Origin of the sequence: Microbacterium sp. NPDC058062 (assembly GCF_042885375.1) — a bacterium.
GTDB lineage: Bacteria > Actinomycetota > Actinomycetes > Actinomycetales > Microbacteriaceae > Microbacterium > Microbacterium trichothecenolyticum_C.
Genome location: NZ_JBHVSC010000001.1, coordinates 304,825 through 328,294, shown reverse-complemented (window position 1 = coordinate 328,294; position 23,470 = coordinate 304,825). Strand labels below are relative to the sequence as shown.

21 protein-coding genes and 2 tRNA genes are annotated in these 23,470 nt (G+C 70.1%); 8 read left to right on the top strand and 15 right to left on the bottom strand.

The window, feature by feature from the left end:
• Positions 1–15: 15 nt before the first annotated feature.
• The 6 genes from clpX to ACFVSU_RS01520 form a co-directional block, all read right to left on the bottom strand.
• On the bottom strand, positions 16–1,284 hold the full coding sequence (gene clpX / locus ACFVSU_RS01545; RefSeq protein ID WP_116193219.1) for an ATP-dependent Clp protease ATP-binding subunit ClpX: 1,269 nt from the start codon (positions 1,282–1,284) through the stop codon (positions 16–18).
• A 206-nt stretch (positions 1,285–1,490) separates the two neighbouring features.
• The gene (locus tag ACFVSU_RS01540) at positions 1,491–2,162 is read right to left on the bottom strand and encodes an ATP-dependent Clp protease proteolytic subunit (RefSeq protein WP_310291089.1); all 672 of its coding nucleotides are present in this window, start codon (positions 2,160–2,162) and stop codon (positions 1,491–1,493) included.
• 29 nt (positions 2,163–2,191) lie between these two features.
• Positions 2,192–2,782, bottom strand: a complete 591-nt coding sequence (locus ACFVSU_RS01535) for an ATP-dependent Clp protease proteolytic subunit (RefSeq protein WP_341999149.1) — start codon at positions 2,780–2,782, stop codon at positions 2,192–2,194.
• A gap of 157 nt (positions 2,783–2,939) precedes the next feature.
• On the bottom strand, positions 2,940–4,451 hold the full coding sequence (gene tig, locus ACFVSU_RS01530) for a trigger factor (protein ID WP_387138666.1): 1,512 nt from the start codon (positions 4,449–4,451) through the stop codon (positions 2,940–2,942).
• Positions 4,452–4,535: 84 nt separating this feature from the next.
• Positions 4,536–4,609, bottom strand: a tRNA-Pro gene (locus tag ACFVSU_RS01525).
• Positions 4,610–4,684: 75 nt separating this feature from the next.
• On the bottom strand, positions 4,685–5,062 hold the full coding sequence (locus ACFVSU_RS01520) for a nuclear transport factor 2 family protein (RefSeq protein ID WP_387137065.1): 378 nt from the start codon (positions 5,060–5,062) through the stop codon (positions 4,685–4,687).
• A gap of 98 nt (positions 5,063–5,160) precedes the next feature.
• Here ACFVSU_RS01520 and ACFVSU_RS01515 point away from each other — a divergent pair.
• Both ACFVSU_RS01515 and ACFVSU_RS01510 read left to right on the top strand, forming a co-directional pair.
• Positions 5,161–5,231, top strand: a tRNA-Gly gene (locus ACFVSU_RS01515).
• A 150-nt stretch (positions 5,232–5,381) separates the two neighbouring features.
• Positions 5,382–6,287: an alpha/beta fold hydrolase gene (locus ACFVSU_RS01510; protein WP_387137062.1), complete on the top strand. Its 906-nt coding sequence runs from the start codon at positions 5,382–5,384 to the stop codon at positions 6,285–6,287.
• A gap of 12 nt (positions 6,288–6,299) precedes the next feature.
• Here ACFVSU_RS01510 and ACFVSU_RS01505 read toward each other — a convergent pair whose 3' ends face one another.
• Both ACFVSU_RS01505 and ACFVSU_RS01500 read right to left on the bottom strand, forming a co-directional pair.
• Positions 6,300–6,839: a gamma carbonic anhydrase family protein gene (locus tag ACFVSU_RS01505; protein ID WP_387137059.1), complete on the bottom strand. Its 540-nt coding sequence runs from the start codon at positions 6,837–6,839 to the stop codon at positions 6,300–6,302.
• A complete protein-coding gene (locus ACFVSU_RS01500; RefSeq protein WP_387137056.1) occupies positions 6,836–8,983 on the bottom strand; it encodes an acyltransferase family protein in 2,148 nt (715 codons plus the stop codon). Before ACFVSU_RS01500 ends, ACFVSU_RS01505 begins: the two co-directional genes overlap by 4 nt.
• 144 nt (positions 8,984–9,127) lie before the next feature.
• Here ACFVSU_RS01500 and ACFVSU_RS01495 point away from each other — a divergent pair, with 144 nt between their 5' ends.
• A complete protein-coding gene (locus ACFVSU_RS01495; RefSeq protein ID WP_387137053.1) occupies positions 9,128–9,610 on the top strand; it encodes a Dps family protein in 483 nt (160 codons plus the stop codon).
• Between the two features lie 50 nt (positions 9,611–9,660).
• Here ACFVSU_RS01495 and ACFVSU_RS01490 read toward each other — a convergent pair whose 3' ends face one another.
• From ACFVSU_RS01490 to ACFVSU_RS01460, 7 genes are all read right to left on the bottom strand, one after another.
• Positions 9,661–10,329, bottom strand: coding sequence for a response regulator transcription factor (locus ACFVSU_RS01490; protein WP_387137051.1), 669 nt, complete (start codon positions 10,327–10,329; stop codon positions 9,661–9,663).
• Between the two features lie 20 nt (positions 10,330–10,349).
• On the bottom strand, positions 10,350–11,759 hold the full coding sequence (locus tag ACFVSU_RS01485) for a sensor histidine kinase (protein WP_387137047.1): 1,410 nt from the start codon (positions 11,757–11,759) through the stop codon (positions 10,350–10,352).
• Positions 11,760–11,868: 109 nt separating this feature from the next.
• Positions 11,869–13,374, bottom strand: a complete 1,506-nt coding sequence (locus ACFVSU_RS01480) for an amidohydrolase family protein (RefSeq protein ID WP_387137044.1) — start codon at positions 13,372–13,374, stop codon at positions 11,869–11,871.
• Positions 13,371–14,012, bottom strand: a complete 642-nt coding sequence (locus ACFVSU_RS01475; protein WP_387137041.1) for an FMN-binding negative transcriptional regulator — start codon at positions 14,010–14,012, stop codon at positions 13,371–13,373. Before ACFVSU_RS01475 ends, ACFVSU_RS01480 begins: the two co-directional genes overlap by 4 nt.
• Positions 14,013–14,053: 41 nt before the next feature.
• Complete coding sequence (locus ACFVSU_RS01470) at positions 14,054–15,052, bottom strand: Fpg/Nei family DNA glycosylase (RefSeq protein ID WP_387137038.1); 999 nt, start codon at positions 15,050–15,052, stop codon at positions 14,054–14,056.
• A 3-nt stretch (positions 15,053–15,055) separates the two neighbouring features.
• Positions 15,056–15,601, bottom strand: coding sequence for a ribose-5-phosphate isomerase (locus tag ACFVSU_RS01465; protein WP_387137035.1), 546 nt, complete (start codon positions 15,599–15,601; stop codon positions 15,056–15,058).
• An 86-nt stretch (positions 15,602–15,687) separates the two neighbouring features.
• Positions 15,688–16,887, bottom strand: coding sequence for a ferrochelatase (locus tag ACFVSU_RS01460; RefSeq protein ID WP_387137032.1), 1,200 nt, complete (start codon positions 16,885–16,887; stop codon positions 15,688–15,690).
• A 184-nt stretch (positions 16,888–17,071) separates the two neighbouring features.
• On the opposite strand from ACFVSU_RS01460, the gene pepN reads away from it, so the two are divergent.
• The 5 genes from pepN (at position 17,072) to ACFVSU_RS01435 (ending at position 23,438) form a co-directional block, all read left to right on the top strand.
• Entirely contained in the window at positions 17,072–19,618 is a 2,547-nt protein-coding gene (pepN, locus tag ACFVSU_RS01455) for an aminopeptidase N (protein ID WP_387137029.1), read from the top strand.
• A 136-nt stretch (positions 19,619–19,754) separates the two neighbouring features.
• Entirely contained in the window at positions 19,755–20,666 is a 912-nt protein-coding gene (locus ACFVSU_RS01450; protein ID WP_387137025.1) for an ABC transporter ATP-binding protein, read from the top strand.
• Complete coding sequence (locus ACFVSU_RS01445; protein WP_387137022.1) at positions 20,663–21,472, top strand: ABC transporter permease subunit; 810 nt, start codon at positions 20,663–20,665, stop codon at positions 21,470–21,472. Before ACFVSU_RS01450 ends, ACFVSU_RS01445 begins: the two co-directional genes overlap by 4 nt.
• A gap of 89 nt (positions 21,473–21,561) precedes the next feature.
• On the top strand, positions 21,562–22,740 hold the full coding sequence (locus ACFVSU_RS01440) for a sensor histidine kinase (protein ID WP_387137019.1): 1,179 nt from the start codon (positions 21,562–21,564) through the stop codon (positions 22,738–22,740).
• A complete protein-coding gene (locus ACFVSU_RS01435; protein WP_387137016.1) occupies positions 22,737–23,438 on the top strand; it encodes a response regulator in 702 nt (233 codons plus the stop codon). Before ACFVSU_RS01440 ends, ACFVSU_RS01435 begins: the two co-directional genes overlap by 4 nt.
• Positions 23,439–23,470: the final 32 nt, after the last annotated feature.

Below are 23,470 nucleotides of genomic sequence, written 5' to 3'. Positions count from 1 at the left end.
GGTCGTGGGATCCGGTCAGGCGCTCTTGCGCTTCTCGCGAAGCACGAGAGTCGGCGGAGCGCCCTCGTCGACGGCGGCGCGGGTAACGATGACCTTGTCGACGTCGTCGGTCGACGGGATCTCGAACATGATCGGGCCGAGGACGTCCTCGAGGATCGCGCGAAGGCCGCGCGCGCCGGTCTTGCGCGCCACCGCGAGGTCGGCGATCGCCTCGAGCGCCTCGCGATCGAACTCGAGGGTGACACCGTCGAGTTCGAACATGCGGTGGTACTGCTTCACGAGCGCGTTCTTCGGCTCGGTGAGGATCTCCATGAGCGCCTCGCGGTCGAGCGGCGAGACCGAGGCGACGACGGGGAGCCGACCGATGAACTCGGGGATCAGGCCGAACTTGTGCAGGTCTTCCGGCTGCACGTCGCCGAACAGGTTGAGGTCTTCGTCCTTGCGGTGCAGCGAGGCGCCGAAGCCGACGCCGTGCTTCCCGACGCGAGAGGAGATGATGTCTTCCAGTCCGGCGAACGCGCCGGCCACGATGAACAGGACGTTCGTCGTGTCGATCTGGATGAACTCCTGGTGCGGATGCTTGCGACCGCCCTGTGGCGGGACCGAGGCCACGGTGCCCTCGAGGATCTTGAGCAGCGCCTGCTGCACGCCCTCACCCGAGACGTCACGGGTGATCGACGGATTCTCGGCCTTGCGGGCGATCTTGTCGACCTCGTCGATGTAGATGATGCCGGTCTCGGCGCGCTTCGTATCGAAGTCGGCGGCCTGCAGCAGCTTGAGGAGGATGTTCTCAACGTCCTCGCCGACGTAGCCGGCCTCGGTCAGCGCAGTGGCGTCGGCGACCGCGAACGGCACATTGAGGCGCTTCGCGAGCGTCTGCGCGAGATAGGTCTTGCCGCAGCCCGTGGGGCCGAGGAGCAGGATGTTGCTCTTGGCGATCTCGATCTCGTCGGCGCGCTGCTCGGCCGACTGGATGGTGCCGTGCGCACGCACACGCTTGTAGTGGTTGTAGACGGCGACCGAGAGTGCGCGCTTGGCGTCGGTCTGCCCGACGACGTACTCCTCAAGGAACGCGAAGATCTCGCGGGGCTTCGGCAGGTCGAAGTCGGCGACGACGCCGGACGACGACTCGGCCATGCGCTCTTCGATGATCTCGTTGCACAACTCGACGCACTCGTCGCAGATGTAGACGCCGGGTCCGGCGATCAACTGCTGGACCTGCTTCTGGCTCTTACCGCAGAAGGAGCACTTGAACAGGTCGGCGCTCTCACCGATGCGTGCCATGCGCTCCTCCTCGTACGTCGGGGGCCGAGCCCCCCAGCTGTTCTCCGAGCCTAATAGCTGAGGCCGACATGCGGCGGCATTGCGACGCACGTTGTGGACGACCCGGGGTTCGCGGAGAGAGAACCATCTCGTCACACGCAAGCGCCCCGCCGCCCGGTCATCCGGGCGGCGGGGCGCTGAACGCTGCGCTGATAGCGGCGGAGAGACTACTTCGTCAGGGCCTGCTGGCCGCGCTTGCGCGTAGTCAGTACCTGGTCGACGAGGCCATAGGTGACCGCCTCCTCCGCGGAGAGGATCTTGTCGCGATCGATGTCCTTGTTGACCTCTGCCTGCGTCTTGTTCGAGTGCTTCGCGAGCGTCTCCTCGAGCCAGGTGCGCATGCGCAGGATCTCGGCCGCCTGGATCTCGATGTCCGATGCCTGACCATGGCCGGCCTCGCCGACGGCGGGCTGGTGGATCAGGATGCGGGCATTCGGCAGCGCCAGACGCTTGCCGGGTGCGCCGGCCGCGAGCAGCACGGCCGCAGCGGACGCCGCCTGGCCGAGCACGACCGTCTGGATCTGCGGCGACACGTACTGCATGGTGTCGTAGATCGCGGTCATCGCCGTGAACGAGCCACCGGGCGAGTTGATGTACATGATGATGTCGCGGTCGGGGTCCTGCGACTCGAGCACGAGCAGCTGGGCCATGACGTCATCGGCCGAGGCATCGTCGACCTGGACGCCCAGGAAGATGACGCGGTCCTCGAACAGCTTGTTGTACGGGTCCTGGCGCTTGTAGCCGTAGGCGGTGCGCTCCTCGAACTGCGGCAGGATGTAGCGGCTGCCGGGCATCTGGAGCGCCTGGGGCGCCGCCGCTCCGAAGGTGGGGGTCTGCATTCCGGGTTCTCTCTCTTTCGCCTTCGGTCTCAGCTGTCGGAGGCGGTGCCGCCGCCGCCGATGACGTCGGTCGCGGATTCGCGGATGTGGTCGACGAAGCCGTACTCCAGTGCTTCCTCGGCGCCGAACCAGCGGTCGCGGTCACCGTCGGCGTTGATCTGCTCGACCGACTTGCCCGTCTGCTTGGCGGTGATCTCGGCGAGGCGCTTCTTCATGTCGAGGATGAGCTGCGCCTGCGTCTGGATGTCGCTCGCGGTGCCGCCGAAGCCGCCGTGCGGCTGGTGCAGCAGGACGCGGGCGTTCGGCGTGATGTAGCGCTTGCCCTTCGTTCCCGCCGTGAGCAGGAGCTGGCCCATCGAGGCGGCCATGCCGATGCCGACCGTGACGATGTCGTTGGGCACGAACTGCATCGTGTCGTAGATCGCCATGCCGGCCGTGATCGAGCCACCCGGCGAGTTGATGTAGAGGTAGATGTCCTTCTCGGAGTCCTCGGCGGCGAGAAGCAGGATCTTCGCGCAGATCTCGTTGGCGTTGTCGTCACGCACCTCCGACCCCAGCCAGATGATGCGGTCCTTCAACAGCCGGTCGAAGACGCTGGTCGCGACAAGTGGTTCGGCCATGTGTACTCCTGTTTCCTTGGGTCGCCATCGAATCTACCGGCGCCTCGCGAACGACCCGCCCGTGTTCGCCCTGGGCAGAGCGCGCACAACGCAGAAGAGGACGGATGCCGCGGCATCCGTCCTCTTCTGTCGATCGGTCAGCCGATCGGAACGCGTATCACTCGGCGTCGGCGGCCTTCTTGGCCGGAGCCTTCTTGGCGGCCGGCTTCTTGGGGGGAGCCTTCTCAGCGGTCACGGCGTCCTCCGCGGCCGTCTTCTTGGCGGCGGGCTTGCGCGCGGGAGCCTTCTTGGCGGGCTTCTCGGCGACCTCGGCCTCTTCTGCCTCGATCACGGCGTCGGCGTCGGCCGCGGCATCCGCGATCTCCTCCGCCTCCTCGACGACCTCTTCCTCGTCCTCGGTGGCGACGAAGCCGCTGAGGTCGACGGGCTGGCCGTTCGTGTCGACGACGTTGACCTTGCCGAGCGCGACGGCGAGAGCCTTGTTGCGGGCGACCTCGCCGATCATCGCGGGGAGCTGGTTGCCCTCCTGCAGAGCGTTCACGAAGTCCTGCGGTGCCATGCCGTACTGGGCGGCCGACTGCACGAGGTACTGCGTGAGCTCGTCCTGCGAGACCTGCACGTTGACCGTCTCGGCGATCTTGTCGAGCAGCATCTGCGTCTTGAACTGCTTCTCGCTCGCCTCGGCGACCTCGGCACGGTGGACGTCGTCCTCGAGGCGGCCCTCGCCCTCGAGGTGGTTGTGCACCTCGTCCTCGATGAGCTGCGGCGGAACGGGGATCTCGACCTGCTCGAGCAGCGTCTCGATCAGCTTGTCGCGCGCGGCGGAGCCCTGGGTGAAGGCGCCCTGCTGGCCGACGCGCTCCTTGAGGCTGTCGCGCAGCTCGGCGATCGTGTCGAACTCGCTTGCGATCTGGGCGAAGTCGTCGTCGGCCTCGGGCAGCTCGCGCTCCTTGACGGCCTTGACGGTCACCGAGACCTCGGCCTCGTCGCCGGCGTGGTCGCCGCCGACGAGCTTCGAGCGGAAGGTGGTGTCCTCGCCGGCGGTGAGCGAGTCGATGGCCTCGTCGATGCCCTCGAGGAGCTCGCCCGAGCCGACCTCGTAGGAGACGCCCTCGGCGCGGTCGATCTCGTTGCCGTCGATCGTGGCGACGAGGTCCAGCTCGACGAAGTCGCCGGTGGCGGCGGGACGGTCGACGGTCACGAGCGTGCCGAAGCGGCCGCGCAGGCGGTCGAGCTCCTCGTCGATCGCGGCCTCGTCGACCTTGACGGCCTCGACCTCGACGGTCGTGCCCTCGAAGGACGGCAGGTCGAACTCGGGACGCACGTCGACCTCGACGGTGACCTCGAGGTCGCCCGAGAAGTCCTTCTCGTTCGGCCAGGTGGTGACGTCGGCCGACGGACGGCCGAGCACGCGCAGCTCGTGGGCGGCGGCGGCCTCGCGGTAGAAGGTATCGAGACCCTCGCTGACGGCGTGCTCGAGAACCGCGACACGACCGATGCGCTGGTCGATGATGGGCGCGGGCACCTTGCCCTTGCGGAAGCCGGGGATCTGCACGTCCTGTGCGATGTGCTCGTATGCGTGCTTGATCGACGGCTTGAGCTCGTCGGGGCTGACCGTGATGTGCAGCTTGACCCGGGTCGGGCTGAGCTTCTCGACGGTGCTGTTCACCATGCCTGTACTTCTCCTCTTTCCGGCCGCACGCGGCAGCGTGCGGTTGAAGGTCTGGGTTCGAAAATTCCGAGGGCCGTGATGTCGGGGCGACAGGATTTGAACCTGCGGCCTCCCGCTCCCAAAGCGGGCGCTCTACCAAGCTGAGCTACGCCCCGGGCGGGTTCGCACGCGTGCGTGCGCCTTTCGGCCCCGAGAAGTCTAGCCGACGCGCCCGCGACGTTCCTGCGCCCCTACATCTGCTCGACCCAACCCGCGCGCCAGTCGGGCGCCGGGAACGGCTTCGTCCAATACGCGGTCTCTTTCGAGATGAGTCCGTCGCGCAGCTCGAAGACGAACACCGTCTGGTACGGATCGCCGTCGCCGTAGTCCAGATCAGCCTCCAGCACCCACAGGTCCCCGGCGCCGGTGAGACGGCGCGGCGAGATCGCAGGAAGCTGCGGAAACGCGCCGTAGATGGCGCGCCGGTTGTCGGCGCCCACGATGCGCTCCCCCGACTGCGGCCACTCGATGACGGCATCGTCGTGGAACACATCGTCCATGCCCGCGACGTCGCCCGCGTTGAGTGTGGCGACGAGCGCCTCGACGACCTGCTTGCCCGTGCGTTCCATGACCGGCCCTTCGCTCGGCCGCGCGTCTGGAGGGCGGGTCGGAACGGGAAGACCTTCGCGATGTAATACGATTGACCGGTGCCCGTCCGCGGGCGCACGGGGATGTAGCTCAATGGTAGAGCCTCAGTCTTCCAAACTGATGGTGCGGGTTCGATTCCCGTCATCCCCTCCGAATGCCCCTTCGAGGTAGGCCCAGGCCGCCCCGGAGGGGCGATTTCATTCACATCGCGCGATCTGCTCCCGCGTGCCCTACTGTTCCCGGGTCGCCCTCTCGCGGCAGACTGGGTGTGGAACTGTTCCATGCCCTCCAGGAGCCGCGATGAGCAGCCGTAAGCCGATCCCCGAGCCGGGCGAGCGCAAGCTCCCGCGGCGTGCCGCGTCGGAACTCGCCGAGAAGTGGACCCGCATCGACGGCGTCGACGTCTTCTACCGCGAGTCGCCGAACCCGACCAAGGACGAGCGCGTCATGGCGCACGTGCACGGATTCGGGCTGTCGGGCCGCTATCTGCTGCCGACGGCCGAGCGGCTCGCCGACGAGTTCCACACCTACGTCCCGGACCTTCCCGGATTCGGGCGCAGCGGCAAGCGCAAGGACATGCTCGACATCCCCGATCTCGCGCGTGCCGCGGTCGACTTCTTCGACGACCGCGGGGTCGAGAAGGCGACGCTCGTCGGCAACTCGATGGGCTGCCCGGTCATCATCGAGTTCGCGCACCGCTACCCCGAGCGCATCGACCGTGCGGTGCTGGTGTCCCCCGCGGGCGGACTGTTCAACCAGCCGCTGCGGCGGGCGATCAAGCAGCTCTCGCAGGATGCTCCGCGCGAGCCGGTGAAGATGGCGCGGGTCGCCGTGCCCGACTACGTGCGCTTCGGCGTGCCGAGCACGATGAAGATGTTCCGCTCGCTCACGCAGTACCCCTCATTGCAGCGGCTGCTCGAGATGCGCATCCCCACGCTGGTCGTGCTGGGCGAGCGCGACCCGCTCCTCCCCCACGCGCACCGCGTCGACGAGATCGCGAGCCAGACCGACAGCCACGTGCTGGTCGTGATGCTCGAGGGCGCCGCCCACGCGATCAACTTCAGCCACCCGGGGCAGCTGGCCCACGTCATCCGTCATTTCATAGACGACCTGCCGATCGAGAACGACCCCGCGTGGCCCGGTCACGTGCGCCTGTACGAGGTGCACCGCGGCAAGCATCACCCGCCCGCACAGCCCCGCGACTGACGCGTCGCCGCCTCAGTCGAGGGGCGTCGCGTCGCGGTGCTCGTCGATGTGCGCGAGGTAGTGCTCGGCGTTGCGAAGCAGACCGGCGCGCTCGTCCGCGGTGAGCTCGCGGCGCACCTTCGCGGGTACACCGGCGACCAGGGATCCGTCCGGGATCTCGGACCCCTCGAGCACGACCGCCCCACCGGCCACGAGGCATCCCGATCCGATCTTCGCGCCGTTGAGCACCACCGCGCCCATGCCGATGAGCGAGCCGTCGCCGATCGTGCAGCCGTGGACGACGGCGTTGTGGCCGACCGACACGTTCTCGCCGATGACGACCGGCCTGCCGGCATCCACGTGGACCGAGACGTTGTCCTGGAGGTTGCTGTTCGCCCCCACCGTGATGGTGTCGCCGTCGGCGCGGAGCACCGCGTTGTACCAGACGCTCGCACCGGGGCCGAGCGTCACGCCCCCGACGACGCGGGCGCCGGCGGCGATGAACGACGTGGGGTCTAGCGAGGGCGTCCTGCCCGCGGCGACGAGGACTGATGCTCCGGGTGCGACCGTCATGGTCCGACCCTATTCGCCAGCGCCTTCTCGATGGCGTCGGTGTACCAGGGCGCCAGCGTGTCGGCGAACGTGACCGTCAGGTGGTCCTGGTCGCGGTAGATGTTCGCCCCTCCGACGACGGGCGCGCACGTGTCGGGGCCGCAGAACACGTCGGTGAAGTCGAGCAGCGTGACGGAGTCGAGACCGGATGCTGCGCCCCGGAGCGGATCGTCGTCCACCAGCACGTCCGATCGCGCGCCGTCGCACTCGGACATGTCATGCGTGCGCAGGCACTTGTTGGGGTCGGTCTCCCACACGGGGTTGTCGACGACCGTGATGACGGGGATGCCGCGCTCGGTGACGGTGCTCCACGCGTCGCGGTAGCCGGCGACGGCCGCGTCGTAGGAGGAGTCGTAGCCGGCCGCCGAGTACGGAGTGGTCGCGATCGCCGCGGTGAACACGGCGTCGAGGTCGGCGTCGTCGATCGCGTTCTGCACGCGGTCGCGCCACTCGGTGCAGGCTGCGCCGAACGCGCCCGGCGTAGCCAGCGGTGTGGCGTTCCAGGGGCACGCGCCCTTGAACCACGTGACGAGCTGCCAGCCGTTCTCGTTCGCCATGCGCTGGAACGTCGACAGCAACTGGTACGCGTGGCTGTCGCCGATGAGCGCGACGCGCGGGGCGTCGGGGTCGTCCGAGCCGAAGGTGCACGAGACAGGTCGCGAATCGGTGAGCTGCACGAAGCAGTCCGGATTCTCGGGCCGGTCGATCCCCGCGAAACCGGGAGCGGGGAGGATCGTGTCGCCGAAGTCCGCGCCCGCGCAGGAGGGGTCGAGGACGGATGCCGCGCCGAAGCACTCGGGCGGATTCTGCTGCAGCTCCGCGATGTCGCGGGTGCCCTGGCTGTACAGGGGCGCGTTGACGAACCATGCGGACGCGGCCACCAGGCCGACCACGATCATGGCGCCGAGCGACGACCACAGGGTCACGCGAGCGGGACGCGAGGTGAGCACCTTCCAGCCGCGGGCAGGATCCTCGACGAATCGCTTCGTGAGCCAGGCGAGCACGAAGCACAGCACCAGCAGCGCGACGCGATGGTAGATGGTGAGACCCCAGAACGGCACGGAGGGTGCGATGACGATCAGCGGCCAGTGCCACAGGTAGAGCGAATACGAGATGTCGCCGACGAACTGCGCCGGACGGATCGCGAGGATGCGGGTCGGGTACCACCAGCGCTCGGTGTTCGAGGCCGCGATGACCGAGGCAGCGCCCAGGGTCGGCAGCGCCGCCATGTAGCCGGGGAACGGCGTCTGCCCGTCGAACGTGAAGGCGACGTAGAGGAGGAGCAGGATGCCGCCCCAGCCGAGCACGAAGCTGCCGATTGCGCCCCGGACCCTCAGCATCGGCACGAGCGCGATCAGGGCGCCCACGCCGAACTGCCACATGCGGCCGAACGTGACGAAGTACGCGGGCGCGGGGTTCGTGATCGTGAAGACGACGCAGAACACGAACGAGACGGCGGTCACGATGCCGAGCGTCGTGATGATCGCGCGGCGCCGGGCGCCGCGGAAGAACTTCACGCCGATCCACGCGGCCAGCAGCATGATGAGCGGCCACATCACGTAGAACTGCTCTTCGAGCGACAGCGACCAGTAGTGCTGCACCGTGGTGGGCGAACCCGCGTGGTTGAGATAGTCGGCCGAGTTGAGCGCCAGGTACCAGTTCTCGACGTAGAACGTCGACGCGAGGATCTCGCGCACTTCGTTCGGCAGCGCCGACGTGGGCATGAGATACGGCGACATCACGACGACGGCGCAGAACAGCAGGACGAGAAGGGAAGCCGGGAGCAGGCGCCGTGCGCGTCGCGCCCAGAACTGGCCCAGCTTCACCGAGCCGGTGGCGGTCAGCTCGCGCATGAGGTGCGCGGTGATGAGGAAGCCCGAGATCACGAAGAAGATGTCGACGCCGATGTAGCCGCCCGTGAGCCGGCCCGGCCAGAAGTGGTACAGCACGACGCACAGCACGGCGATCGCACGCAGGCCCTGCACGTGCGGGATGAAGCGGGAGGGCTCGGCGTGTTCGGGCGAGCGGTCCCGGGGCTCGCGGGTCACGGTCTTGGCGGGAACGCTCAGATGCTGCGGTCCGAGGTCGTGATCGGCGGAAGGCACGAATCGACGTTAGCCGCTGTCGCGCCGTCGGCCCGCACCGACGGCGCGGATTCCCCGGTTTAGCCCAGCCTTCTCTTGCTTGCGGAATGACTCCTCGTGAGTAGCGTTGCAGTCACCAGAGGCCGAAAGATGGAGACGAGCGACATGACGAACACCCAGACCACCCCCGCAACCGCAGCGAACCCCGACGTCGCCGCCGCGACGGCGCAGTTCCTCACCCCCGTCGTCCTGGGCCTGCAGGCCCTGGCCGTGAACGGAAAGCAGGCGCACTGGAACGTGCGCGGCGCGAACTTCATCGCGATCCACGAACTGCTCGACTCCGTTGTCGCCCACGCTCAGGCCGGCGCCGACCAGGCCGCCGAGCGCATCGTGGCCCTCGGGCTCCCGATCGACGCCCGCGTCGGCACGGTCGCCCAGAAGACCTCGTCCGCGGTCCCCGCCGGCTTCACGCAGTGGGATGCGCTCATCCGCAACGTGATCTCCGACATGGACACGGTCATCGCCGACACACAGGCCGCGATCGACGGACTCGACGAGTTCGACCTCACGAGCCAGGACATCGCGATCGGCATCAAGGAGTCGCTCGAGAAGGACCGCTGGTTCCTCTTCGCGCACCTCGCCGAGTGATCGCCATCTGATGACGAGGGCCCCCGGGATTCCCGGGGGCCCTCGTCGTGTCACGGATGCTGCAGGAAGGCGAGCACCGCAAGGACCCGGCGATGCTCGGTGCCCGACTCCTCGAGCCCGAGCTTCGCGAAGATCGCGCTGATGTTCTTCTCCACCGCTCCCACGCCGATGAACAGCCGCTCCGCGATGCTCGCGTTGCTGCGCCCCTCCGCCATGAGCGTCAGCACATCGCGCTCGCGCGGCGTCAGCGTGGAGAGCGGATCCGGCCGCGCCGCGAGCAGCCCCTGCACGACGAGTGGATCGAGCACGGTCCCCCGCTCGCGGACGCGGCGGACCGCGTCGGTGAACTCGTCGAGCGAGGTGACGCGGTCCTTCAAGAGGTAGCCGACGCCGCCCTCGCCGCCGGCGAGGAGCTCCTTCGCGTAGACGCCCTCGACATACTGACTGAGCACGAGGATGCCGACCGCCGGCAGTGCGGCCCGCACCGCCAGCGCCGCGCGGATGCCTTCGTCCCGGAACCCGGGAGGCAGGCGGACGTCGAGGATCGCGACGTCCGCACGCGCTTCGCGCACGCGGGCCACGACGTCATCGGCGTCGCCCCAGGCGCCGGCGGTGACGTAGCCCGCCTCGTCGAAGAGCCGGATGAGGCCCTCGCGCAGGAGGACCGAATCCTCGAACAGGACGACGCGGAGCGGGGCGGAGCCGGGCGACGAGACCATCCCCTCAGGATAGGGATCGGTCATGGCAGGGCCGTGAGCGGGATGTGCGCGCCGACCGAGGTCGGTCCGCCGACCGGGCTGGTCACGACCAGTACGCCGCGGAGCCCTGCGACGCGCTCGCGCAGGCCCTCGAGCCCATGACCCGACGTGATGGCGGCGCCGCCGCGGCCGTTGTCCACCACCCACACATCGAGGTGCGTGGGTGCCCCGGTAGGCGTCCGTCGCAGCGACGCGCGCAGTGTGACCCCGGTGGCGCCGGAGTGCTTGACCGCGTTCGTCATCAGCTCCGCGACGATGAAGTAGACGGTGCGGGCCACCTCCTGGCTGACCGCGCGGTCGACCGCGGGGTCGATCTCGACCTGCACCCAGAGCGGCGAGGCTGTCGCGACGGCGTCCAGCGCGGCGGCGAGCCCGCGGTCCTGCAGGAGCGGCGGGGCGACCCCGCTCGACAGCGCGCGCAGCTCGTCCAGCGCCGCCTTCGCGTGGCCCCGTGCGTCCCGCGCGAGGTCGGCGGCAGCATCCGTGTCTCCCGACGCGGCGCGGCGCTCCAGCGCGGCGAGGTCCATCTGCAGCCGTACCAGGCGCTGCTGCGGACCGTCGTGGATGTCGCGCTCGAGGCGACGAAGGGCGACGTCCTCGGCGTGCACCGCGGCACCGCGAGCCGCCGCCTCGGCACGGACCTCGGCAGCGAGCTCGTCCGACTCCCAGCGGCCGAGCATGCCCTTCGCGACCGCATGGTGGCCGCGCGCGAGGCCGCCGAGCACCCACGGCATCGTGAAGGTGAAGACGATGCCGGCGACGAGGTAGAGCGCGACTTCGACGGCCCAGCTCGACCAGCCGCCGAAGAGCCACGGCATGAAGTCGGCGACGTAGTGCCCCCACTCCCCTTCAAAGCCGTCTCCGCTGCTCCAGTTCCGGGGTAGGAACAGCCCCCAGAACCAGTACGTGAGGCCGCCGAGGCCGACGCTCAGCCACACCACGGTGAGGGTGAAGGAGATCGTGCTGATGATCGGGTTCACGATCATGCCGTGCACCAGGTACAGCCAGTAGTGCGTGTTGCGGATCGGGCGGGTCAGCGTCACCCAGAAGCCCGTCGCCTCGGGCGCGTCACGATTCCACTCCGGCTCGGCGATCTCGGGCTGTCCGGTCAGCAGCAGGAGGAACCTGTCCGCGACGCCGAACCCTCGCGCGATCAGCAGCGTCAGCACGATGAGCGGCAGCCCGATCACCAGGATCAGCAGGCCGACGCCGGTCCAGAACAGCGAGGCGAGCAGGCTCACCGAGACCATGGCGAGCACGAAGACCGCGAGAAGGTACAGCGCACTGCCCGGCGTGCGCACCCACGCCTGTCCGTACGATGCCCAGAACCCCGTGGCGGGGTGGGACGCGATCGGCTGGAGCGGGGCCGGTTCAGTGGTGGCGGCGGTCATCGGTGTCTCCCTCGGAACTCATGCTCCCAGCTTCGCGACGGTCGCGGTGCCGCGGCATCCGATGCCCTCCCGAACGGGTACGGGGGCTGACCCCCGTACCCGCGACGGGTCACGCCACGTGTGTGAGCCGTCCCGCCAGCAGCGTCGCGGCGACGCGCATCCCGCGCAACCGCGGCTCGTCGGCGGCGAGGGGGTCGTGCTCGCAGATCGCGAGGTCGGCGACGTCGCCGGGATCGATGCGCGCAGGCTCCGCGGACCCGCCGCGCGTCGACGCGGCCAGTGCCGTCGCCGCGTCGACACGCTGCGACGGCTGCCACGGATCGCGGCCCCCGCGCGTGCGGAACACGGCGGACGCCATCGCCGCCCAGGGATCGAGCGGCGCGACGGGCGCATCCGAGCCGAAGAGCAGATTCGCGCCGGAATCGGCGAGGGCCCGCAGCGGGTACGGCTGCGCCGTCTGGCCCGCCCAGACGGTGTCGGTCAGGTCGCGGTCGTCGAGCGCGTGCTCGGGCTGCACGCTCGCGCCCACCCCGAGTCGCGCGAACCGCGGGATGTCGGCGTGCGCGACGAGCTGCGCATGCTCGATCGTGCCCCACGCCCCGGTCGCGGCGAAGGCGTCGAGCGCGTGCGAGTTCGCCACGTCGCCGATCGCGTGGATCGCCGACGCGATGCCTGCCGCGGTCGCGCGGGTCATGAGGTCGACCAGCGTCGCGACGTCCACGGTGAGCAGGCCGTGGTTGTGCGGGTCATCGGGATACGCGTGTGAGCACGCCGCTGTACGCGTTCCGAGCGATCCGTCGGTGATGACCTTGAGCGGGCCGACGCGGACGAGATCGGATGCTGCGCCCCGGGCGGCGTCTCCGGTCTGGAGTCCGTCGGCGATCGCGCGGTCGAGGAACTGGGGGTAGATCCCGAACGAGATCCGCAGCGCGTCGAACCCCGCGGCGAGGCGCCGGGCCCACGCGTCCTCGTTCCACGACATGTCGAGGTCGACGAGTCCCACGACGCCGCGGGCGGCGGCATCCTGCGCCATGCGCGCGACGAGCGGGTCGGACACCGACGCGTCGACGGCGTTGAGCCGGCGTGAGATCTCGAACGCGGGCTCCTCGCGGAGGATGCCGTGATCGTCGGGGTCGAAGCCCTCGCGGCGGAGCGCCGCCGAGTTCAGCCACACGCTGTGCACGTCGGCGTTGATGAGGTAGGTCGGGACCTCGCCCGTCGCCGCATCGAGCGCGGCGAGATCGGGGGTGTCGGCCCAGAACGCGTCGCGGAAGCCGCTGCCGACGCGGCGCCCGTCGGCGAGCGGATCGGCCTCGCCCATGAGCCTCGCCGCCTCCGCGGCGGACGTCGCCCCTCCGAGGGGCACCCGCTGGGCCGAGAGCGCCCACTGCACGGTGTGGACGTGGTGATCCCAGAGCCCTGGAACCACCCAGCCGCCGTCGGCGTCGAGCACGTTCCCGTTGCGCGCGAGCGCCCCGGCGGGCGCGATGTCGACGACGAGGCCCTCGGCCAAGTGCACGTCGACCGGGTCGGCGCCGAAAGGATCGGTGCGGTCGGAGCCGGTGAGACGCGCGTTCGCGATGACGTCGACCGCCTCGCCGCGCGCCGCCGTCACCGAGCGGCCTTCCGCGTCTCGAGGTCGCGCCGCATCTCCGCGGGGAGCCGCGGGTCGGCGTACGGGCTCGCACCGGCCTCGAGCTCCATGATCACCGTCTCGACGGTCTCGTCGGGCTTGTTCTGGCTCAGCTTGCGCTTGCCGACGACCTTCGTCGGCGTGAGCCGGAAGCCCACGGTGCCCCTCTCGAGCCGGCGCACGTACTCCGGATCGTTCGGCGGCTCCCACATCAGGCGCGGCTGCGGCAGGCCGCTCTCGAACCGCGCGACGAGGCGCTCGAGCACCCGGAGGTTCTCCTCCGGCGTGAGCAGCTCCGGGATGCCGCTGAGGTGCGCCGAGACGAAGTTCCAGGTCGGGACGCTCTGCACGTCGCCGTACCAGCCGGGCGAGACGTACCCGTGCGGTCCCTGCACGACCACGAGCAGCTCACGCTCCCCGAGCCCGTGGATGAGGTCGTCCGGCTTGCCGACGTGGCCGACGATCGTCAGGTCGTCGCGGTCGGCGTCGAGGAGCACGGCGTAGTGCGAGGCGACGAGCCCGTCCTCGGTCGACGAGACGATCGTGACCCACGGGTTGTGCTCGATGAGCCGGCGGATCTCGCCGACATCCGACATCGCGAAGCTCGGGTTCTGACGCATGCGCCCAGCCTATTCGCGCACGCTGCCCCCGCGGATCGGCGTCACGCCTGGCAGCGCGGGCACCAGTAGAGCTTGCGCCCCGCGGCCTCCTCCACCACGATCGCGGTGCCGCACACGCGACACGGCAGCCCGGCGCGGTGGTACACCCAGTGGCGGTCGTCGCGACTGGCCATCGCGGCACGGTAGGCCTCGGGGTCGAGATCGTCCATCGTCATCATCTGGCCGGTCTCGACGCCGATCGCGAGCAGCCGCACCCAGTCCCGCCAGAGATCGCGGACGACCTCCACCGGCACGTCGCGCCCCGGTGTGTGGGGGTTCTGCCGTGCCCGGAACAGCAGCTCGGCGCGGTATACGTTGCCGATCCCGCTGACGACGTTCTGGTCCATGAGCAGCAGGCCGATGGATGTCGGCTTGCGGCGCACGACCGAGGTGAAGCGCTCCTCGCCCTCCGCGACGTCGTCGACGAGCGGGTCGGGCCCCAGCTTGGCGATCGTCGCGGCGACCTCATCGGGCCTCTGCAGCTCGCACGCGGTCGGGCCACGCAGGTCGGCGCACGTGACGTCGGTAAGCAGACGCAGGCGCACCTGACCGACGACCGGCGGCGGCCACTCGTCGCCCTCGTCGGCGAGCCCGGTGGTCTGCTCCGACATGCGCACGTGCACGCGGGTGCGCCGCGGGGCGCCGATCGAGGTCAGCGAATTCTCGCCGGCGCTGTCGAGGATCGGGTCGTCGAGGTCGGTGCCGCGCTGGTTCGTCTGTCCCATGCGGCCATTGGCCGAGGCGATCGTCGGATCGACCAGGATCTCACCCGCGAAGTCCCACGCCCCGTACATGCCCAGGTGCACGCGCAGCCAGAGGTCGTCGTCGAACTCGAGGAACATCTGCTTGCCGACGGCTCGCACCGAGGTCGCGGTGCGGCCGTTCAGGATCTCCGCGCCGTCGACGAAGCGGCCCTGGGGGCTCGACGCCGTGACCGCGCGCCCGACGAAGTTGCGGTCGAACTGGCGGGCGATGCGATGGACGGAATGCCCCTCGGGCACGGCTCAGCCGGCTTCGGGGTCGAACGAGCTGTCGTCGGCGGAGAGGACGTCGGGCTGCCCGGTCACCGCACGCGGGTCGGGCTCGAGGGTGCCGTCCTCCTCGTACGCGGCGAGCTGCGCGATGCGGCGGGCGTGGCGCTCCTCGCGCGAGAACGGGGTCGCGATGAAGCGGTCGATGAAGGTCGCGGCCTCTTCGAACGTGTGCTGCCGGGCGCCGATCGCGATGACGTTGGCGTCGTTGTGCTCCCGGGCGAGCTCAGCGGTGGCGATGCTCCACGCGAGGGCGGCGCGGACGCCGACGACCTTGTTCGCGGCGATCTGCTCGCCGTTGCCGGAGCCGCCGAAGACGACCCCGAGCGCCTCGATGCCGGCGGCCTGGTCGCGCACGACCGCCTGCGCGGCGCGGATGCAGAACGCGGGGTAGTCGTCGAGCGGGTCGTACTCGATCGGGCCGTGGTCGACGACCTCGTGACCGGCGGCCGCGAGGTGGTGCTGCAGCTGCGTCGAGAACTCGAGGCCGGCGTGGTCGGTCGCGATGTGGATGCGCATGGGCTCAATCCTAGAGAGGGGGCGGGAGGCGGAGGACGAAGGATGCTGCGGCCGCGGCGAGCGGTCCGCTCAGGCGGTTCGCGGGCTCAGGGCGCGACGCCCGCGGCGGCGGGCTTGAAGCCTGCGCGCACGTTCTCGCAGCAGGCGGGACGGCAGACGTCGAACCAGGGTCCGAGGTCGGTCGCGTGGGGCCGCTCCCCCGGAGGCGTGCCGTTCAGGCGCTCTTCGACGAGGTCGATCAGCCCCGACACGAACACCGGGTCGACGCCGGGCGTGGGCGTGCGCACCGCGCGGATGCCGGCCTCGGCCGCGGCATCCATCGCCTCGGTGTCGAGGTCCCACAGCACCTCCATGTGGTCGCTCATGAACCCGACCGGGACGATCGCCACCGCCTGCACACCCGCCGCGGGCAGTTCGGCGATGACGTCGTTGACGTCGGGCTCGAGCCACGGCTGGCTCGGCGGGCCGGAGCGCGACTGGTAGACGAGATCCCACGCGACGCGATCGGCGCTCGGGACCTCGGCGGCGACGGCCGCCATGACGACCTCAGCCACCGCGAGATGCTGTGCGGCGTAGGCGCCGCCCTCACCCAGGTCGCGATGCAGCTCGTCGCCATCGCGCGGGCCGGAGCGCTCGGCATCCGCCGTCGGGATGCTGTGGGTCGAGAACAGCACCCGCACGGCCTCGGGGACGATGCCGTCGGAGAGGAAGCCTGCCACCGCGTCGCGCACACCGTCGACGAACGGCTGCACGAACCCGGGGTGGTCGAAGAACTGCCGCACCTTGTCGATGGTGACGCGCCCGGCGAGGTCCGTCTCCGTCAGCACGCGCGCGAAGTCCTCGCGGTACTGCCGGCAGCTCGAGAACGACGAGTAGGCGCTGGTCGCGAGCGCCAGGAGGTTCGTGTGGCCGGCGGCCGCGGCATCCGTCACGGCCTCGCCGAGATAGGGCGCCCAGTTTCGGTTTCCCCAGTAGACGGGGAGGTCGAGACCGCGCCGAGCGAGCTCGCCCTCGAGCGCGGCCTTGAGCGCGCGGTTCTGCGCGTTGATCGGACTCACCCCGCCGAAGTGGCGGTAGTGGTGCGCGACCTCTTCGAGGCGCTCGTCGGGGATGCCGCGGCCGCGGGTGACGTTGCGGAGGAAGGGGATGACATCGTCCTGACCCTCCGGACCGCCGAAGCCCGCGAGAAGGATGCCGTCGTACGCGACGGGCTCCTCGACGTACGGGGCACCCGGTGCGGCGGCGGGAGAGGCGAACGGGACGACGTGCTGCTCGGGAGAGGTCACCCCTCCATCCTGACACCGCGCCCGGGTGGTTTCAGCCACGGGATCGGGCGTTCGCGGGCCCGCTGGCATAGGCTGGGACGGTTGTCATCGGTGCCAGCAGCGCTGGTGGCGGCCGCCGGATCGAGCGCTCGCGCGACGAGCCGATCGACCACCTCCGTCATCCTCACCCATGGGAGCCACAGCAGTGCCTGGAGAGAACCTCACCCGCATCGAGGCGCAGGAGCGCCGCGCGATCGTCGACACGCAGTCGTACGAGGTCGCGCTCGACCTGACGAAGGGCGCCGAGGTCTTCGGATCCCGCTCCGTCGTCCGCTTCACCGCGACGCCCGGTGCCGCGACGTTCATCGACCTGATCGCGCGCGAGGTGCGCGAGATCACCCTCAACGGCCGCTCGATCGACCCCGCGACGGCGTTCGCCGACTCGCGCATCGCGCTCGACGACCTGGCCGCCGACAACGAGCTCGTCATCGACGCCGACTGCCTGTACACCAACACCGGCGAGGGCCTGCACCGTTTCGTCGACCCGGTCGACGGCGAGGTGTACCTCTACTCGCAGTTCGAGGTGCCCGACTCCCGCCGCGTGTTCGCTGTGTTCGAGCAGCCCGACCTCAAGGCGACGTTCGCGTTCACGGTCACGGCCCCCGAGCCGTGGAAGGTCGTCTCCAACTCCCCCACTCCCGAGCCGAAGAAGCACGGCGACGGCACGGCGACCTGGCGCTTCGAGCCGACGCCGCGCATCTCGTCGTACATCACCGCCCTCATCGCCGGCCCGTACGAGGCGACCTTCTCCGAGCTGACCAGCTCGTCGGGCCGTGTCATCCCGCTCGGCGTCTACGGCCGCAAGAGCCTCTGGCAGTTCCTCGATGCCGACTACATCTTCGACAAGACGCGCCAGGGCTTCTCGTACTTCGAGGAGAAGTTCGACTACGCGTACCCGTTCGCGAAGTACGACCAGCTGTTCGTGCCCGAATTCAATGCGGGCGCCATGGAGAACGCGGGCGCGGTCACCTTCACCGAGACCTACGTCTTCCGCTCGAAGGTGACGGACGCCGTCAAGGAGCGTCGCGTCGTCACGATCCTGCACGAGCTCGCGCACATGTGGTTCGGCGACCTCGTGACCATGAAGTGGTGGAACGACCTGTGGCTGAACGAGTCGTTCGCGGAGTGGGCGTCGACGATCGCCACCGCCGAGGCGACCGAGTGGACCGAGGCGTGGACCACGTTCAACGCGATGGAGAAGACCTGGGCGTACCGCCAGGACCAGCTCCCCTCGACGCACCCGGTCGTCGCGCAGATCAACGACCTCGAAGACGTGCAGGTCAACTTCGACGGCATCACGTACGCCAAGGGCGGCTCGGTGCTCAAGCAGCTGGCCGCATGGGTGGGCATCGAGGCGTTCTTCGCGGGTGTCGCCGCGTACTTCAAGAAGCACGAGTGGTCGAACACCGAGGTGGGCGACCTGCTCGCCGAGCTCGAGGCCACCAGCGGCCGTGAGCTGTCGACGTGGTCGAAGAAGTGGCTCGAGACGGCGGGCGTCAACACGCTGTCGCCCGAGATCGTGACGGATGTCGACGGCACCATCACGCGCTTCGCGATCGTGCAGACCGCCCCGGCGGACTACCCGACGATCCGCCCGCACCGCCTCGGGGTCGGCTTCTACGAGCTCCGCGGCGAAGCGCTGGTGCGCGTGCACCACGTCGAGCTCGACGTGGACGGCGACCTCACCGAGGTGCCCGAGCTGAAGGGGCACAAGCGCCCGGCGCTGGTGCTCCTGAACGACGAGGACCTCGCCTACGCGAAGATCCGCCTCGATGACCAGTCGCTGGAGACCGCGATCGACCACCTCGGCAAGATCAGCGATCCGCTCGCCCGCTCGCTGGTGTGGGGTGCCGCGTGGGACCAGACGCGCGATGCCGAGGCATCGGCTTCCGACTACGTCGACCTGGTGCTGCGCAACATCGGCGCCGAGACCGAGTCGACCACCGTCCGCACCACCCTCGCGCAGCTGCAGCTCGCCGCGAACTCGTACGTCTCGCCCGAGAAGCGCGACGTCACGCGAGCCAAGGTCGCCGACGCGCTGTGGGCGCTGGCCGGCTCGGCCGAGGCCGGTGGCGACAGCCAGCTGCAGTTCGTGACCGCGTTCGCGTCCGCCGCGGCCACCCCCGGCCAGTGGGACAAGGTCCGTCAGGTGCGCGACGGCGAGGCGACGTTCGATGGTCTCGCCATCGACACCGACCTCTCGTGGCAGCTGCTCGTGTCGCTCGCCGCCGGCGGGGTCGTCACCGCGGCCGACATCGACGAGGCCCTCGAGGCCGACAACACCGCCAAGGGCGGCGAGTTCGCCGCGCAGGCCAAGGCGGCGCTGCCGTCGGCGGAGGCGAAGGCGGCCGCGTGGTCGTCGCTCGTCGACAGCGACGACCAGCCGAACACGATCGTCCGGTCGGCTGCCCTCGGCTTCACGCACCCGGCCGGCCGCGAGCTGCTCGGCGACTTCGTCGCGCGCTACTTCGAGTCGCTGCTGCCGATCTGGGACTCGCGCACCTACCAGATCGCGCAGTACCTGATCGTGGGCCTCTACCCCGCGCCGCTCGCCGACGTCGCCCTCCGCGACGCCACGCGCGCGTGGCTCGAGGCGAACGGCGACGCCGCGCCCGCCCTCCGCCGCCTCGTCGCCGAGAACCTCGCCGGTGTCGAGCGCGCGCTGTCGGTGCAGGACCGCGACGCCCAGTAAGCAACGACGACGGATGCCTCGACCCTGCGTGGGTCGAGGCATCCGTCGTCTTCGGCACCCTGGTACCACGTCGTCGGCCATTGTTCATCCCGAAGGCTGACGCGCACGGGCACAGCTGACTCATAGCGTTGTGGGCATGATCGTTGCAGAACAGCTCACGAAGCGCTTCGGAGACAAGACCGCGGTGTCCAACGTGTCGTTCACCGTGCAGCCGGGGAAGGTCACCGGGTTCCTCGGTCCGAACGGCGCCGGCAAGTCGACCACCATGCGGATGATCGTCGGCCTCGACCGGCCCACATCCGGCACGGTGACCGTCGCCGGCCAGAATTACGCGCACCTGCGCTCACCGCTGACCGAGGTCGGCGTCCTGCTCGACGCGAAGGCCGTGCACACGGGTCGCTCGGCCCGCAACCACCTGCGCGCGATGGCCGCGACCCACGGCATCGGACGCTCGCGCGTCGACGAGGTGATCGAGCTCACCGGCATCCAGTCGGTCGCCGGCAAGCGGGCGGGCAAGTTCTCGCTCGGCATGGGCCAGCGGCTCGGCATCGCGGCGGCGCTGCTCGGCGATCCGCGCACGCTCATCCTCGACGAGCCGGTGAACGGCCTCGATCCCGAGGGCGTGCGGTGGGTGCGCCAGTTCGTGCGGCACCTCGCCGCCGAGGGGCGCACCGTGCTCCTGTCCAGCCACCTCATGAGCGAGATGGCGCAGACCGCCGACCACGTCATCGTGCTCGGCCGCGGGCAGGTGCTCGCCGATGCCGAACTGTCCGAGCTCGTGCAGGCGTGGACCACCAACAATGTCATCGTGCGGTCGCCGCGCCTGTCGGAGCTCGTCGCCGCCCTCGCGGGCCCCGACGTCACCGTGACGGCGTCGTCCCCCGGGGTCGCCGAGATCTCGGGCGTCACGGCCGCGTCGATCGGCGACCTCGCCGCGTCGCTCGGCATTCCCGTCCACGAACTCACGTCCCGCACCGGATCACTGGAAGACGCCTATCTCGCGCTCACCGGCGACGCCGTCGAGTACACCTCCAAGGAGATCGCATGACCGCCCTCGCCCCCGCCACGCGTGCCGACGCCGGAGCGCGCGCCGCATCGCCGTACCGCCTGACGTTCGCGAATCTGCTGCGCAGCGAGTGGATCAAGATCACGACGCTCCGCTCGACGTGGTGGTCGCTCGGGATCACCGCGGTGCTCTCGATCGGCATCTCGATGATGATCGCGTCGGCGTCCGCCCAGTTCGGCGGCGGATTCCCCGCGGTCAGCGCGATCCTCTCGCCGACGCAGTTCACCATGCTCGTCGCCGGCATCCTCGGCGCGATCGTCATCACCGGCGAGTACTCCACCGGCATGATCCGCTCGACCCTCACCGCCGAGCCGCGCCGCGGCGCCGTCGTCGTGGCGAAGGCGGTCGTCATCGGCGTGCTGATCGCGCTGACGACCGTGGTGACCTACGCCCTCGCGATCGCGGCGACCGCCCCGTTCCTCGCCGAAGGCATCGACTGGTCGGAGCCCGCGCAGTCGATCGTGCCGCTCGCACTCGGCGTGCTCTCGATGGTGGTCTTCACCTTCATCGGCCTCGGGTTCGGGTTCATCCTGCGCAACGGCGCCGGAGCCATCGCGGTGACCGTCGGCGTGCTGTTCGTGCTGCCCATCGTGTTCAGCCTGTTCTCGATGTTCGGTGAGAGCTGGAGCTGGATCGCCGACCTCGCCCAGTACCTCCCGATGAATGCCGCGTCCGCGGTGACCGCTCCGGGCGCGGAGGACCTCGCGGTCCCGCTCATCACGCTGGCCGCGTGGGGCCTCGTGCCGCTCGTGGGCGGCTGGGCGGTGCTGCGCGGTCGCGACGCGTAGAGTCGACCGAATGCCGCGAACCGCCAGCCAGGCCGTCGCCCCCAGGCGTCTTCCGGCGCTTCTGGGCGCGGCATCCGCGAGCCGCCGATGTGATCGTCGCGGTCCTCGCGTTCCTCCTGTCGGCACCCACTGCCGCGTTCCGCTCCGAATACCCGGTCCCCCCGACGGTGCCGCAGACGGTGTATGCGATCGTCGTGGTCGTCGGCGCCTGCGTCGCCCTGGTGTTCCGCCGCTCGCGGCCGCTCCTCGTCTTCGCCGTGGCGGCGATGCCCCTGGTGATCCTGCCGCCGAGCCTGGTCCCCGCAGCCCATGTCCTTCCGGCTTTCGCGATCTACGCGGTCGCGGTCTATCGGTCGGTGCGGTCGTGCTGGATCGCCTTCGCCACGGCGACCGGCCTGATGGCGGTGTACACGGTGATCGCCGGCCTGGCGGCTCCCGCGACGTGGGGCTATCTCGTCACCTCGCTCGTGTCGGGCGCGATCGCCATGCTCATCGGCGCGTTGATCGGGATCAACGTCGGCAACCGGCGGCGGTATCTCGAGGCTCTCATCGACCGATCGCGCCAGCTGCTCGTCGAACGCGATCAGCAGGCGCGCCTGGGCGCCGCCGCCGAGCGCACGCGGATCGCTCGCGAGATGCACGACATCGTCTCGCACAATCTGACCGTCATCGTCGCCCTCGCCGAGGGGGCGACCGCGACTCCGGACCCGGCCCGCGCGGGGGCGGTCACGGAGCAGATCGCCGACACGGCGCGCGGCGCCCTGACCGAGATGCGCGCGATGCTCGGCGTGCTGCGCGATCCCGAACTGTCCCCGGACGCGCCCCTCGCCCCCGTCGACGCGGCGTCGGTCGCGGACGCTGTCGAGTCGGCGCAGCGCGCCGGGTTCCCCGTCGTGCTGCACGTGGAGGGTCGCCTCGACGATGTCCCCGCGGAGGTGCGGTTCGCAGTGGCGCGCATCGTGCAGGAGTCCCTCACGAACGCGATGCGGCACGCCCCCCTCGCCACCACGATCGACGCGCGGATCGCCGTGCGGGCGGACGCCGTCGACCTCGACATCGTGAACGACGGCGTGCGACCACGCACCGAAGGGGCGGATTCGCCAGGGGGCGCGGGGTTCGGCCTCCCGGGGCTCCGCGAGCGCGCGGCGCACGTCGGCGGCACGCTGCAGGCCGGAGCGGTCGACGGCAGGCGCTGGGCGGTGCGCGCTTCGCTGCCCCTGCCGGCGCAGGCAGGCGCGCAGGCCGACCTCGAGGAGAACGCACCATGACGACACCCATCCGCGTGCTCCTGGTCGACGACCAGGAGCTCATCCGCCTCGGCTTCCGCCTGGTGCTCGAGGCCGAAACGGACGTCGAGGTGGTCGGTGAGGCGGCCGACGGCGACGAGGCGCTGCGTGCGGTGGCGGCGCACGCACCGGATGTGGTGCTGATGGACATACGGATGCCGCGTACCGACGGCATCGCGGCCACCAGGTCGATCGTCGCCGCACACCCGTCGACACGCGTTCTCGTCCTCACGACGTTCGACCTCGACGAGTACGCCGTGGGGGCGCTCGATGCCGGCGCCAGCGGATTCCTCCTGAAGGATGCGCACCGGTCCGAGCTCACCGCGGCGATCCGCGCTGTGCATCGGGGTGACGCCGTGCTGGCGCCGTCGGTCACACGGCGGCTCATCGACCGGCTCCACGCGGCGCCGCCCGTGACGGGACCCACGAGCCCGGCGAGCGACCCGACGGCCGAGCTCACCCACCGCGAGCGGGAGGTGTTCCTCGCGATCGCGCGCGGGATGAACAACGCCGAGATCGCGGGTCACCTGTTCCTCAGCGAATCGACGGTGAAGACGCACGTCGGGCGTGTGCTGGCCAAGATCGGGGCGCGAGACCGGGTGCAGGCCGTGATCCTCGCCCACCGTCACCGGCTGGTCGACGAGTCCGCGCCGCCCGCGGACGAGCGGTCCACAACCTGAGCGCCGCCCAGGCTGAGCGCATCCTCACCTCG

Coding starts and splice junctions, on each gene's coding strand:
- clpX (WP_116193219.1), bottom strand. CDS start 1,284: ATGGCACGCATCGGTGAGAGCGCCGACCTGTTCAAGTGCTCCTTCTGC.
- ACFVSU_RS01540 (WP_310291089.1), bottom strand. CDS start 2,162: ATGCAGACCCCCACCTTCGGAGCGGCGGCGCCCCAGGCGCTCCAGATG.
- ACFVSU_RS01535 (WP_341999149.1), bottom strand. CDS start 2,782: ATGGCCGAACCACTTGTCGCGACCAGCGTCTTCGACCGGCTGTTGAAG.
- ACFVSU_RS01520 (WP_387137065.1), bottom strand. CDS start 5,062: ATGGAACGCACGGGCAAGCAGGTCGTCGAGGCGCTCGTCGCCACACTC.
- ACFVSU_RS01510 (WP_387137062.1), top strand. CDS start 5,382: ATGAGCAGCCGTAAGCCGATCCCCGAGCCGGGCGAGCGCAAGCTCCCG.
- ACFVSU_RS01505 (WP_387137059.1), bottom strand. CDS start 6,839: ATGACGGTCGCACCCGGAGCATCAGTCCTCGTCGCCGCGGGCAGGACG.
- ACFVSU_RS01495 (WP_387137053.1), top strand. CDS start 9,128: ATGACGAACACCCAGACCACCCCCGCAACCGCAGCGAACCCCGACGTC.
- ACFVSU_RS01490 (WP_387137051.1), bottom strand. CDS start 10,329: ATGGTCTCGTCGCCCGGCTCCGCCCCGCTCCGCGTCGTCCTGTTCGAG.
- ACFVSU_RS01485 (WP_387137047.1), bottom strand. CDS start 11,759: ATGACCGCCGCCACCACTGAACCGGCCCCGCTCCAGCCGATCGCGTCC.
- ACFVSU_RS01475 (WP_387137041.1), bottom strand. CDS start 14,012: ATGCGTCAGAACCCGAGCTTCGCGATGTCGGATGTCGGCGAGATCCGC.
- ACFVSU_RS01465 (WP_387137035.1), bottom strand. CDS start 15,601: ATGCGCATCCACATCGCGACCGACCACGCCGGCCTCGAGTTCTCGACG.
- ACFVSU_RS01450 (WP_387137025.1), top strand. CDS start 19,755: ATGATCGTTGCAGAACAGCTCACGAAGCGCTTCGGAGACAAGACCGCG.
- ACFVSU_RS01445 (WP_387137022.1), top strand. CDS start 20,663: ATGACCGCCCTCGCCCCCGCCACGCGTGCCGACGCCGGAGCGCGCGCC.
- ACFVSU_RS01435 (WP_387137016.1), top strand. CDS start 22,737: ATGACGACACCCATCCGCGTGCTCCTGGTCGACGACCAGGAGCTCATC.